The organism is Achromobacter sp. EB05, assembly GCF_044232075.1.
In the GTDB taxonomy this organism is placed as follows: Bacteria; Pseudomonadota; Gammaproteobacteria; order Burkholderiales; family Burkholderiaceae_B; genus Achromobacter; species Achromobacter dolens.
In genome coordinates, this window is sequence record NZ_CP155917.1 from 5192940 (window position 1) to 5205766 (window position 12827).

At 71.4% G+C, this 12827-nt stretch carries 11 protein-coding genes; 6 read left to right on the forward strand and 5 right to left on the reverse strand.

Features of this window, described 5'->3' with window-relative positions; genetic code table 11:
* The first annotated feature begins 342 nt into the window (after positions 1–342).
* Positions 343–4362 carry a molybdopterin-dependent oxidoreductase gene (locus AAID08_RS23785; RefSeq protein ID WP_395756960.1) on the forward strand — a complete coding sequence of 1340 codons (4020 nt, stop codon included), beginning with the start codon at positions 343–345 and terminating at the stop codon, positions 4360–4362.
* Between the two features lie 69 nt (positions 4363–4431).
* Here AAID08_RS23785 and AAID08_RS23790 read toward each other — a convergent pair whose 3' ends face one another.
* The 4 genes from AAID08_RS23790 to dkgB form a co-directional block, all read right to left on the reverse strand.
* Positions 4432–5481, reverse strand: coding sequence for an NADP(H)-dependent aldo-keto reductase (locus AAID08_RS23790; RefSeq protein WP_054415256.1), 1050 nt, complete (start codon positions 5479–5481; stop codon positions 4432–4434).
* Positions 5482–5602: 121 nt separating this feature from the next.
* Positions 5603–6493: an NAD-dependent epimerase/dehydratase family protein gene (locus tag AAID08_RS23795; RefSeq protein WP_395756961.1), complete on the reverse strand. Its 891-nt coding sequence runs from the start codon at positions 6491–6493 to the stop codon at positions 5603–5605.
* A gap of 36 nt (positions 6494–6529) precedes the next feature.
* Entirely contained in the window at positions 6530–7489 is a 960-nt protein-coding gene (locus AAID08_RS23800; protein WP_175188964.1) for a TIGR03571 family LLM class oxidoreductase, read from the reverse strand.
* An 8-nt stretch (positions 7490–7497) separates the two neighbouring features.
* The gene (gene dkgB, locus AAID08_RS23805) at positions 7498–8301 is read right to left on the reverse strand and encodes a 2,5-didehydrogluconate reductase DkgB (RefSeq protein WP_064527739.1); all 804 of its coding nucleotides are present in this window, start codon (positions 8299–8301) and stop codon (positions 7498–7500) included.
* Positions 8302–8402: 101 nt separating this feature from the next.
* On the opposite strand from dkgB, the gene AAID08_RS23810 reads away from it, so the two are divergent.
* The 4 genes from AAID08_RS23810 to AAID08_RS23825 all read left to right on the forward strand — a co-directional run bounded on the left by AAID08_RS23810 (position 8403) and on the right by AAID08_RS23825 (position 10681).
* The gene (locus AAID08_RS23810; RefSeq protein ID WP_395756962.1) at positions 8403–9305 is read left to right on the forward strand and encodes a LysR substrate-binding domain-containing protein; all 903 of its coding nucleotides are present in this window, start codon (positions 8403–8405) and stop codon (positions 9303–9305) included.
* A 74-nt stretch (positions 9306–9379) separates the two neighbouring features.
* On the forward strand, positions 9380–9739 hold the full coding sequence (locus tag AAID08_RS23815) for a translation initiation factor Sui1 (RefSeq protein ID WP_395756963.1): 360 nt from the start codon (positions 9380–9382) through the stop codon (positions 9737–9739).
* A 5-nt stretch (positions 9740–9744) separates the two neighbouring features.
* Positions 9745–10095: a DOPA 4,5-dioxygenase family protein gene (locus AAID08_RS23820; RefSeq protein ID WP_064527734.1), complete on the forward strand. Its 351-nt coding sequence runs from the start codon at positions 9745–9747 to the stop codon at positions 10093–10095.
* A gap of 115 nt (positions 10096–10210) precedes the next feature.
* Positions 10211–10681, forward strand: coding sequence for a GNAT family N-acetyltransferase (locus AAID08_RS23825; protein WP_395756964.1), 471 nt, complete (start codon positions 10211–10213; stop codon positions 10679–10681).
* A gap of 12 nt (positions 10682–10693) precedes the next feature.
* Here AAID08_RS23825 and AAID08_RS23830 read toward each other — a convergent pair whose 3' ends face one another.
* Entirely contained in the window at positions 10694–11527 is an 834-nt protein-coding gene (locus tag AAID08_RS23830) for an AraC family transcriptional regulator (RefSeq protein WP_395757840.1), read from the reverse strand.
* 90 nt (positions 11528–11617) lie between these two features.
* On the opposite strand from AAID08_RS23830, the gene AAID08_RS23835 reads away from it, so the two are divergent.
* On the forward strand, positions 11618–12814 hold the full coding sequence (locus AAID08_RS23835; RefSeq protein WP_395756965.1) for an FAD-dependent oxidoreductase: 1197 nt from the start codon (positions 11618–11620) through the stop codon (positions 12812–12814).
* The last annotated feature ends 13 nt before the right edge of the window (positions 12815–12827 follow it).

Sequence of the window (12827 nt, forward strand, 5' to 3'; positions counted from 1 at the left end):
CGGGCGCCGTTGCCTGCAATGCTCGCGTTGTCTGGCCGGACACGGGCCCGGTATGGCAAACAAAGCAATAAGCGTGCCATCGCGCTGGCGCCCGCGCGGCGGCGCGCCGGCGCGTCCACCGCGCACCCAAACGGTTCGAAGGCGCACCAATGCGGTGCGGCCGCGCACCACCGCGCGCGCCGCCTGTCGGCGCGGGGCGAGGTCCGACGGCGGCGGCCGACTGGCATGGAACTTGCGTCGCCAGGACATCGACCCGGCCACGCCGGGAACCAGGGCAATGGCGCCCTGCCCGCCCGGCCACTGGCCGCGCAGGCAGGGCGCCTTCTTTTTTTGGAGCCGAGCATGAACGGCAACGCGCGCACCGTCGACACCGTCTGCCCCTACTGTGGCGTGGGCTGCGGCATGACCCTGCATGTGGAGCGCGAGCAGGTGGTGAAGATCACCGGCAACCGCGAGCATCCCAGCAACTTCGGCCGCCTCTGCACCAAGGGTTCCTCGGCCCACCTCGCCCTGCGCCAGTCCGGCCGGCTGGAGCACGCCTACGCGCGCGACCGGCGCGGCCAGGACCTGGCGCCAAGGCCGATGGCGCAGGCCCTGCGCGAGACCGCCCGCCGGCTGCGTGCCGTCATCGATGCGCACGGGCCGGACGCGGTGTCGCTATACGTGTCCGGACAGATGTCGATCGAGGCCCAGTACCTGGCCAACAAGCTGGCCAAAGGCTTCATCGGCACCAACAACATCGAGTCGAATTCGCGGCTGTGCATGGCCAGCGCCGGCAGCGGCTACAAGTTGTCGCTGGGCGCCGACGGCCCGCCCGGCTCGTACCAGGACATCGACCGCGCCGACCTGTTCCTGGTGATCGGCGCCAACATGGCCGACTGCCATCCGATCCTGTACCTGCGCATGATGGAAAGGGTCAGGGCCGGCGCCCGTTTGATCGTGGTCGATCCGCGCCGCACCACCACCGCCGAGAAGGCGCACCTGCACCTGAAGATCAAGCCGGGCACCGACCTGGCGCTGCTCAACGGCCTGCTGCATCTGCTGCATGAGGCCGGCAAGACCGACGCCGCCTTCATCGCCGCGCACACCGACGGCTGGGAGGCGATGCCGGACTTCCTGCGCGACTACGCGCCCGAGCGCGTCGAGGCGCTGACCGGCATCGCCGCCGCGCAACTGCGCCAGGCCGCCGACTGGATCGGCGCGGCGCCGGAATGGATGAGCTGCTGGACCATGGGGTTGAACCAGAGCACCCATGGCACCTGGAACACCAACGCGCTGTGCAATCTGCACCTGGCCACCGGCCGCATCTGCCGGCCGGGCAGCGGGCCGTTCTCGCTGACCGGCCAGCCCAATGCCATGGGCGGGCGCGAAATGGGCTACATGGGCCCCGGCCTGCCGGGCCAGCGCAGTGTGCTGTCGGCCGCCGACCGCGCCTTTGTCGAGACGCGCTGGGGCGTGCCGGCCGGCACGCTGCATGCGCGGCTGGGGCAAGGCACCATCGACCTGTTCCAGCGCATGGCGGCGGGCGAGATCAAGGCCTGCTGGATCATCTGCACCAATCCGGTGGCCAGCGTCGCCAACCGCGCCAACGTGCTGGCCGGGCTGCGCGCCGCGGAACTGGTGATCGCGCAGGACGCCTACCTGGACACCGAGACCAATCGCCATGCCGACATCCTCCTGCCCGGCGCGCTGTGGGCCGAGGCCGACGGCGTGATGATCAATTCCGAGCGCACCCTGACGCTGATGCCGCGCGCCGTGCCGCCGCCCGGCGACGCGCTGCCCGACTGGCGCATCATCGCCGCCGTGGCCGGCGAGATGGGCTACGGCCACGCGTTCCAGTACGCCAGCGCGGCCGAGGTGTTCGACGAGATCGCCGGCTTTTCCAACCCCGCCACCGGCTACGACCTGCGCGGCGCCAGCCATGCGCGATTGCGCGAGACGCCGCTGCAATGGCCCTGTGCGCGCGCCGACGGTCCGGACCGCAATCCGATCCGCTATCTCAACGACGGCGTCAGCCAGCCGTGGCGCGAAGAGGAGAATGGCGCGCGGCCGCGCCTGGCGTTCGCCACCGCCAATGGCCGCGCGCAATTCCACGCGCGGCCGCATGTCGATCCGGCCGAGCTGCCCGACGCCGACTATCCCATGGTGCTCAACACCGGACGCCTGCAGCACCAATGGCATACGCTGACCAAGACCGGCAAGGTGCCGATGCTGAACAAGCTCAATCCCGCGCCGTTCGTGGAGATCCATCCCGATGACGCGACTGCGCTCGGCATCGCCGCCGGCGACAGCGTCGAGATCCGTTCGCGGCGCGGGCGCGCGGTGCTGCCCGCCGTCGTCACCGACCGTGTCCGGCCCGGCAACTGTTTCGCCCCCATGCACTGGAACGACGTGTATGGCGAGGCGCTGTGCATCAACGCGGTCACCAGCGACGCCATCGATCCATTGTCGCAGCAGCCTGAACTGAAGTTCTGCGCGGTGGCGCTGTGCCGCGTGTCAGCGCCTGCCGACAGGACGACGGCCGCCGAACCACCCGCCGTGTCGGCAGGCCGCGCCGCGCTGGCCGAGGCCATGGCTGCGCCGCTGGGGCTGGCAAGCGGCGCCGGCGAAGCCGCCATCCGCGTCATCGGCCCGCGTCCGCGCGTGACGCTGCTGTGGGCCTCGCAGACCGGCAATGCCGAATCGCTGGTGGAACGCAGCGCCGCCGCGCTGGCCGCCGCCGGTTTCGCGCTGCGCACCGCCTGCATGGCGGACTGCGCGGTCGACGCCCTGGCGCGCGCCCCGTACCTGTTGCTGATCACCAGCACCTTCGGCGACGGCGAGGCGCCGGACAACGGCCAGGACCTGTGGCGCGCGCTGTCCGCCGCCGACGCGCCGCAACTGGCGTCGCTGCACCACGCGGTGCTGGCCCTGGGCGACAGCAACTACGAGGCCTTTTGCGGCCACGGTCGCCGGCTCGACCGGCGGCTGGCGCAATTGGGCGCGCGGCCCTTGCTGGCGCGGGTCGATTGCGACACGGACTTCGAGGCGCCGGCCCAGGCCTGGCTGGAAAGCGCCATCGCCGCCATCCACGCCGCCGAGGCCGAACGACACGGCCATCCAGCGGGCGGCCTGATGCCGGATGACATCGCCGCGGCCCTCATGGCCGGGGCCTCGCCGGCCCAGGCGGCGCGACTCGCGCCCGCCATCGTGCCGACCATTGCGCCGCCGACGCCCGCCGACTCGCCGCCCGGCATGCGTCGCGCGCCGCCCTCCCGCAAGAGCCCGGCGCGCGCGCGCCTGGTGGGCAACCAGCGCCTGAACGCCCACGGCGACAAGGACACCCGCGCGCTGGCGCTGGACACCTCGGGCTCGGGGCTGGCCTACCAGGCCGGCGACGCGCTGGGCGTGTGGCCGGTGAACTGTCCCGAGCTGGTGGAGGAGCTCCTGGCGCAGACGGGCCTGTCGGGCGACGCCGTGGCCAGCGTGCCGGGCGTCGGCGACATGCCGCTGGCCCAAGCGCTGTCCGCGCATTACGAAATCGCGCGCCCCGCGCCCGCCACGCTGGCGCTGATCGCGGAACACAGCCGCGACCCGGGGCTGCGGCAATTGCTGGCCGAGGAGCGCCGGGCCGACCTGCGCCAATGGCTATGGGGCAAGCAACTGGCCGACGTGCTGCACGCGTACCCAGTCAGGCTGCCGGCGCAGGCGTGGCTGGGCGCGCTCAAGCGCCTGCAACCGCGGCTGTACTCCATCGCGTCCAGCCCCAAGGCGCACCCCGGCGAGGTCCACCTGACGGTGTCCGCCGTGCGCTATGACAACGGCCGGCGCCAGCGCAAGGGCGTCTCGTCGACCTTCCTGGCCGACCGCGCGGGCGCCGCCGACGTGCCGGTCTTCGTGCAGGAGGCCAGCCACTTCCGGCCGCCACGGCAGGGCGACACGCCGATGATCATGGTCGGCCCCGGCACCGGCGTGGCGCCGTTCCGCGCCTTCCTGCAGGAACGGCGGGCGCGCGGCGATGGCGGCCGCAACTGGTTGTTTTTCGGCGAGCGGCACGCGGCCAGCGATTTCTACTATCGCGACGAATTGCAGGCGCTGCGCGATGACGGCCTGCTGACACGGCTGGACCTGGCGTTCTCGCGCGACCAGGCGGCCAAGGTCTACGTGCAGGACCGCATGCGCGAGCACGGCGCGCAGCTCTGGGCGTGGCTGCAGGAGGGCGCGCATTTCTATGTCTGCGGCGATGCCGAACGCATGGCCAAGGACGTGGACGCCATGCTCCGGCAGGTGGTGGCGGAACATGGCGGCCTGGACGCCGACGCGGCGGCAGCCTATGTGGCGCGGATGACGGCCGACAAGCGCTACCTGCGCGACGTGTATTGAGAAACAGGGGCCGGGCCGTCGGGTTGGGCGGCCCGGGCCGCGCCTGCGCGCAGGCGCGGCGGGCGGGGATCAGGGCGCCGGGTTGGGATGGCGCACGTGGATCTGGTCGATGGCCTGCAGCAGCTCGGACGACAGTTCGACGTCGACGCTGTCGATGTTCTCCTTCAATTGCTGCAGGTTGGTCGCGCCGATCAGGTTGCTGGTGACGAACGGGCGCTGGTTGACCCAGGCCAGCGCCAGGTGCGTCGGCGAGATGCCGTGCTGGCGCGCCAGTTCGACGTACGCGCGGGTGGCGGCCTCGGCCTGCGGATTGCTGTAGCGCGTGAAGCGCGTGTACAGCGTCAGGCGCGCATTGGCGGGACGGGCGCCGTCCAGGTACTTGCCGCAAAGCATGCCCATGGCCAGCGGCGAATAGGCCAGCAGGCCCACGCCTTCGTGGTGGCTGAATTCGGACAGGCCGATCTCGTAGACGCGGTTGAGCAGGCTGTAGGCGTTCTGGATCGAGGCGATGCGCGGCAGGCCGAGATTGTCGGAGGCCTTCAGGAACTGCGACACGCCCCACGGCGTTTCGTTGGAGACGCCCACGTGGCGCACCTTGCCGGCGCGAACGAAGTCCTGCAGCACCGACAGGGTCTCCTCGATCGGCACGGTGTGGTCGTCCTTGACCCACGGATACGACAACTGGCCGAAGGTGGCGGTGGTGCGGTCGGGCCAGTGCAACTGGTACAGGTCCAGGTAGTCCGTCTGCAGGCGCTTGAGGCTGGCGTCCAGCGCCTCGGTCAGGTTCTTGCGGTCCAGGAAGGTCTTGCCGTCGCGAATGTGGCCGGGACGCTTGGGATCGCGCACCGGGCCGGCCACCTTGCTGGCCAGCACGATGTCCTGGCGGCGCTTGCTGCGCGCCAGCCAGGTGCCGATGTAGGTTTCGGTCAGGCCCTGGGTTTCGGGCTTGGGCGGCACCGGGTACATTTCGGCCACGTCGACCAGGTTGACGCCGCGCTCGAGCGCGTAGTCCAGTTGCTGGTGGGCCTCGGCTTCGGTGTTCTGCTCGCCCCAGGTCATGGTGCCCAGGCCGATGAGGCTGACGTCCAGGTCGGTACGGCCGAGTTTGCGGTATTTCAAGTTCTGCTCCGTGCGGAATCTCTGAAGGGAACGATTACCTTACCGCAACTCGGTTGGCGTTTTGCTGACGAAGCGGCGCCGTTGGCCCACCCTGTGGACGCCGCCCCCGCCGCCGCCCGCGTCAGGCGATGGCCTGGCGCACCCAGGCGATCACGTCGCCATGAACCGGCGCCCAGCCCAGCTCGCGGCGCGCCTTGCCCGCCCGCACCCGGCTGTTGGAACCGAGCGCGTAGGCGCCCAGGTCCTTGCCCCAGTAGGCCACCGCCTGCGCCGGATCCCAGGCCTGGGCCGGCCCCAATCCCAGCGTCTGGCCGATGGCGCCAACCAGGTCGACGAAGGCCGCCTCGCCGTTCTCGACGAAATAGAAACTGCCGGCCGGCGCCTTGTCCAGAGCCAGCCGGTACAGCGCCGCCACGTCGGCGACGTGCACGTTGGACCAGCGGTTCAGGCCGCGGCCGACGTGGCGCGCGACGCCGCTTTCGCGGGCCTGCGCCACCAGCGGCGGAATCTGCACGCTTTCGGCGCGCGGCCCCTCGGTCGAACCGTAGATCAGGCTGTGGCACAGCACCACGCTGCGCACGCCGGGCGCGCTGGCGTGGATCAGGTCGTTGATGGCGATGCGCGCCACCTTACCCGGCACCGGCGCCACCGGCGTGGTCTCGTCGAACACCGCGTCGGACGGCTCGCCCAGCGCGTCGTCGGCGACCAGGCTGCTGCCACTGGTGTGGATGAACACCTTGCCGCTGCCGGCCAGCGCGCCCAGCAAGGCCTCGACGGCGCCACGATGGTCGCTGTCAGCCGCGTTGATGACGGCGTCGGCGGCGCGCGCCTCGGCCGCCAGCAGCGCCGCGTCGTCCAATGTGCCCAGCACCGGTTCGATGCCGAAACCGCGCAGCTCGGCGGCGCGCTCGGGGTTGCGGATCAGGCCGCGGACCTCATGGCCGGCCTTGACCATCGAGGTAGCGACCGCGCCGCCGATGAATCCGCTGGCGCCGGTGATGAATAGCTTCATGGTGCTTGCTCCTTGTGTTGATAGGCCGCGAAAGGCTCAGGCGGCCGTGGTTCCCGCTTGCGGGGCCGGCACGCCGCCGCCATGGAACTGCGGCAGCACGTGCTCGGCGATCTCGTGCAGCGTGTCGGCCAGGGGCCGCTGGTTGCGCCGCAGGTGCAGGCCGATGTGCTGCACGCCCGCGGAGCGCAGCGCATGAAGTTCCCGCGCCAGCGCGTGGCGGCCCGCCTGCGCGCCGAAGCGAAAGCGCCGCAGCGGCGCGTCCGGGTCCTCGGCCAGGTCCAGGTGGATGAAACTGGCATAGGGTTTGCCGCCGGCCACCTGGCGCCAGGCGGCGCTGCGCCGCGCATGGTCGTCGGGCGCGCCGGGATAGGCCAGGCAGGCATCCATGTGCGCACCGATCCAGGCCGGCGTCTGCTGCGCCAGGCCCGCCACCAGCAGCGGCGGCGCCGGCGCCCGCGGCAGCACCTCCAGGCCATCGGGCAGGCTGCCGAGGGCGCCTTGGCGCAGCAGCGCCACCTGTTCGCGGAAAGCGGCGCCGCGATTGGGAAAATCGCGGCCGAACAGCGGATACTCCACCGGCCGATCGCCGCTGGCCACGCCCAGCAGCAGGCGGTTGCCGCTCAGCCGCTGCACGCTGGCGGCGGACTTGAGCGTCAGCAGCGGCTCGCGCAGCGGCAGCACCACCGCGGCGGTGCCCAGCAGGATGTCGCGCGTGACGCCCGCCAGGTAACCCAGGTAGGTGAAGATCTCGAACACCTGGCCGGCGTCGCCGAAGGCCGGGTCGTACAGCGGCACGTCGCGCACCCACAGGGCGCGAAAGCCGAGCCGGTCGGCCAGCACGGCCAGGTCGGCGTGGCGTTGCAGGTCGGGCTCGCCGGGCAGGCGACCGGCCTGGCGCCGCGCCTGCTCGCCGGCGGCGGTCCAGTCGTTGTCCAGGGGCGCTTCCAGGCCGATGCTGAAGCCGCCCGCGGTCAGGCTCGAAAGCGCGTTGTCCATGGCGCGCCTCAGTCCCAGGCCGCGGCCAAGCCGTCGGGGCTCACTTCGCGGCCGTTGCGTTCCAGCGCGGCGATCTGCGCCATGTCGGCGTCGGTCAGGCGCAGGTCGCGAGCCAGCAGGTTGCTCGCCAGGTTCTCGCGCCTGGTGGACGACGGGATCACGGCGAAGCCGCGCTGCAGCGCCCAGGCCAGCGCCACCTGCGCCGGCGTGGCGTTGTGGCGCTGCGCGATCTGGCCGATCACCGGGTCCTTGAGCACCTTGCCGTAGGCCAGCGTCATGTACGACGTGACGTGGATGCCCTGCTGATTCAGGAAGTCCACCAGCTTGCGGTTCTGCAGATACGGGCTGAGCTCGATCTGATTGGTGGCGATGGCGTCCTTGCCGACGGCGGCGATGGCTTCGCGCGTCTCGGCGATGGGGAAGTTGGAGATGCCGATCTGGCGCGTCAGGCCCTGTTCGCGAGCGTCCATCAGGCCGGCCATCATCTCGGCGATGGCGACGCCGTTGCCCGGCGCGGGCCAGTGGATCAGCGTCAGGTCGACGTAGTCGGTGCGCAGCTTGGCCAGGCTGTCCTTCAGGCTGGGCACCAGCTTGGCGCGGCCATAGTTCGGCACCCAGATCTTGGTGGTCAGGAACAGGTCGGCGCGGGCGATGCCGCTGGCCTCGATGGCCTGGCCCACTTCGGCTTCGTTTTCATAGATCTGGGCGGTGTCGACGGCGCGGTAGCCGACGTCCAGCGCGTTGCGCACGGAATCGATGACGACCTGGCCCTGCAGGCGGAAGGTGCCGACGCCAAAAGACGGAATGCTCATGTAAAACTCCGGGGTAGGTGTTGGAATGCACCCAGTGTGCCCGCGCGATCCTTGCGGAATAAGCCCTGTATCGGCGAAAGACTTTTGATATAACGTCAAATATGAAAACGACCCTCGACGAAATGCAGGTCTTTATCGCCATCGTGGACTGCGGTTCGATCACCGCCGCCGCCGATGCGCTGCAGCAGACCATTTCCGCCACCAGCCGCACCATGACGCGGCTGGAGGAAAAGCTGCAGACCACGCTGATGCGCCGCACCACCCGGCGGCTGGAACTGACCGAGGAAGGCAGCGCCTACCTGGAGCAGGCCCGCAAGATCATCGCCGCGGTCGAAGAGACCGAGGAACAGATGCGCGCGCGCCGCAACCAGCCGGCCGGGCGGCTGCGGGTCGACGCCGCCTCGCCCTTCATGCTGCACGTCATCGTTCCGCTGGTGCCGGGCTATCGCAAGCGCTATCCCAAGGTCGAGCTGGAACTGAACAGCAACGAGGGCAACATCGACCTGCTGGAACGCCGCACCGACCTGGCGCTGCGCATCGGCAGCCTGAAGGATTCGTCGCTGCACGCGGTGCCGATCGGCCGCAGCCGCGTGCGGGTGCTGGCCAGCCCCGGCTACCTGGCGGCGCACGGCACGCCCAAGCGGGTAGCCGATCTGCGCGAGCACACCCTGCTCGGCTTCTCGCAACTGGAATCGCTGAACGAATGGCCGCTGGAGGACGCCGACGGCCAACCGCTGCACATCCAGCCGTCGATCCGCTCGTTCAGCGGCGAAACGCTGCGGCAACTGGCGCTGAACGACGCCGGCATCGTCTGCCTTTCCGACTTCATGACGCGCGCCGACCGCCAGTCCGGCGCGCTGCGCCAGCTTTTCCCGCGCCAGACGCTGGACGTGCGCCAGCCGGTCAATGCGGTCTATTACCGCAACACCGCGATCTCCTCGCGCATCAAGTCCTTCATCGACTACCTGGTCGAATCGCTGGGGCATCGCGGCTTCGACGAGTGAGCGCCACCCACGCCGGGCTCGCGGCGGCGGCTCCGGCATAATGGCTGCCTGAACCGCAACCTCACGCATTACCCATGAAAAGCAGCTCCCCAGGCGGACTCGTCTACTCCACCGACGGCGGCCGGATGTGTCCCCAATGCCGCCGCCCGCTCGCCGATTGCCAGTGCAAGGCAGCGGCCCGGCCCGTGCCGGCGCCCGGCGGCGTGCGCGTCTCGCGCGAAACCAAGGGCCGCGGCGGCAAGGCCGTGACCGTGGTCAAGGGCCTGCCGCTGGACGACGGCGCCCTGGCCGCGCTGGGCAAGCAGTTGCGTACCGCCTGCGGCTCCGGCGGCACCGTCAAGGACGGCGTCATCGAGGTGCAGGGCGATCACTGCGACCGCATCCTGGCCGCGCTCGACAAACTCGGCCATTGCGCCAAGCGCGCCGGAGGTTGACCCTCATGATCCTGGACCCCGCCATCGTCGATAGCTGGCACGCCCACGTCTACTTCAACGCCGACAGCCGCGACGCGGCCTGGGCGCTGCGCGAACAGGCGCTGGACGCCTTCGGCGACAGCATCCAGATGGGCCGCTTCCACGAGCGCCCGGTCGGCCCGCACCCGCAATGGAGCTACCAGCTCGCCTTCGCGCCAGCCGCGTTGCCGCGCGTGCTCACCTGGCTGACGCTCAACCATGGCGCGCTGGACGTGTTCCTGCATCCGAACACCGGCGAGTCGCTGCGCGACCACCGCGACTGCGCGGTGTGGATCGGCCGCAGCCACACGCTGAACCTGGCGGCGCTCGGCGGTTGAACGCCGCGCCAGCCTTGCGCGGCGCGCCGGCCGCGCCAGCCTTGCACGGCGCGCCGGCCGCGCCAGCCTTGCACGGCGCGCCGGCCGCGCCTGCTTCCGTGAGACTGCACCCGACATGAACCTGCACTACGGCCCAGCCCATCCCGACGACGCCGCCGCCTGCATCGACCTGCGCGGCCGCACCCGCGAGAACGCCTTCTCCGCCGAAGACCTGCGCGCGCTCGGCATCACCTGTGAAGGCTGGAGCGGCGGCATCCGCGATGGCTCGCTGCCCGGCGTGGTGGTGCTGGCGGACGGCGAGCTGGCCGGCTACTGCTTCGGCGATCGCGACAGCGGCGAGATCGTGGTGCTGGCGCTGCTGCCGGCCTACGAGGGCCGCGGCATCGGCAGCGAGCTGCTGGGCAAGGTCATGCGGACGCTGCGCGGGCTCGGCCATGAGCGCCTGTTCCTGAGTTGCGCGGCCGACCCCCGCGTGCGGTCCCACGGCTTCTACCGGCACCTGGGCTGGACCCCCACGGGCGAGATCGACGCGGCCGGTGATGAAGTGCTGGCCTACCGATTCGACCCGGACGCGTCGGCGGCGTAGCGCGCACGCGGTTCAATCCGCGTCAGGCAAGTCGCCCTGGGGCGTCCGCAGGTACCGCCCTGGCGTCATGCCGAAGGCGCGCTTGAACATGGCGATGAAATTGCCGGGCGTGGCATAGCCCAGCGCGTCGGCCACCTGCGCCACCGGCTGGCCGGCGCTCAGGCGCTCCAGCGCATGGATCAGGCGCAGTTGCTGGCGCCACTGCGCGAAGCCCAATCCCGTTTCCTTGCGGAAAAGGCGCTGCGCGGTGCGCGGCGCCAGCCCGGCCTGCGCGGCCAGAATTTCCAGCGGCCGATTGTCGGCCGGGTTTTCCGCCAGGACTTGCGCCAGTCGGGCCAGGCGGCGGTCGCGCGGCCACGGCAGGTGCAAACGCTCGCGCGGCGCCGCCCCGATCTCGTCGAGCAGCACGGCCGCGAAGCGCGCGCGCGCCGGGTCCAGCGCCAGCTTGTCCGGCCAATCGGCCGCGCGCAGCACCATGGCGCGCAACACCCCGTCCACCCCCAGCACGCAGGGCGCCACCGGCAACGCCGCGGCGGCCTGCGGATGCACCAGTGCCACCCAGCCGCTGGCCGCCCCGGCCACGCTGACCCGATGCCGCAGCCCCGGCGGGATCCAGCCCGCGCGCTGCGGCGGCAGCAGCCACGAGCCGGCCTCGGTGCGCACCCGCATCGCGCCGCTGTCCACCCCGAACAACTGCCCGCGGGCATGGGCATGCCAATCGTATTCGCGCGAGCCCAGGCGGAATTCGCTGCCGGGCGCGTCGGCGCCATGGAACACGCACACGGCCGGGCCGTCGAGCAATTCGCTGTAGTCGGGCGCGGGGGCAGCGGTCTGGCGGGTTCGCATCATTTGTTGGCGCGCCGGCATTACCGGCGCGGGCGCGCTTGCGCGCAAGCTGTGGGGGTGCCGGCAACGCCGGCTTGCTTCGAGGACATTATGCAGAATCTCCACGTTTCCATCATCGGCGCCGGCCTGGGCGGCCTGTGCCTGGCGCAGGGGCTGGCGCGCGCCGGCATCGATTTCGACGTCTACGAGCGCGACGCGCGCACCGACAGCCGGGTGCAGGGCTACCGCCTGCGCATCGACGCCACGGGCCAGGCGGCGCTGGCGCACTGCCTGCCGCCGGACCTGTACGCCCTGTTCCAGCAAAGCTGCTCGACCCACGACCACCCCGGCGCCATGCTCGACGCGCAACTGCGGCCGCTGCCGCAACGCGCCTCGGCCACGTGGCGCCTGGACGACGCCGACACCCCGCCCGACCGCTCGGCGCACCGGCAGACGCTGCGCGAAATCCTGCTGGCCGGCCTGGACGGGCGCGTGCATTTCGGCCACGGCTGCGCGGGCATGGATGACAGCGGCCCGCGCCTGGAAGGCATCCGCGCGCGGCCCGGCACGCTGGTGGTGGCCGCCGACGGCGTGCACTCGGCGCTGCGGCGCCAGCACCTGCCGCAAGCGGCGCCCGAGGACAGCGGCACGGTGACGATCTTCGGCATGGCGCCGGCCGGCTGCCTCACGCCCGATGGCCTGCCGCCGGCCCTGCGCGACGGCGCCGGCGTGGTGTTCGGCGCCGGCTACGCGCTGGTGCTGGACGCCATGAAACTGGCGGCGCTGCCGTCCCTGGCGCAACGCCTCGCGCCAGGTTGCACGCTGACGGCGGTGCCCGGCTACCAGTACTGGGCCATCATCGGCGAGCGCCGCGCGGTGCTAGGCGCGGACGACGCCGCGATCAGCGCGAGCCAGCGGGACGACACCGCGACGGGCGCGCGCTGGCAGCAAGCCGCGCAGCGCCTGCTGGCGCCGGTGCATCCCGCGCTGGCCGCCATGGTGGCCGCCGGCGATCCGCGCGGCATCGCGCTCAAGACCGTCTACCAGGCGCCGCCCCTGCCGCGATGGACGCAAGCCGGGCTGACGTTCCTGGGCGACGCGGTGCATGCGATGAGCCCGGCGGGCGGCCTGGGCGCCAACACCGCCCTGGCCGATGCGCAATCGCTGGCGACGCGGCTGGCGCAGGTGTGCAAAGGCCTGCCGCTGGGGCAGGCCTTGCAAGACTATGAAGCGGATCTGCGCGCTCGCGGCGACCATGCCGTCCAGCAATCGGCCGAGGCCGCCGCCCGCGTCACCGGCAGGGGCTAGGGCCTGCTCGCGC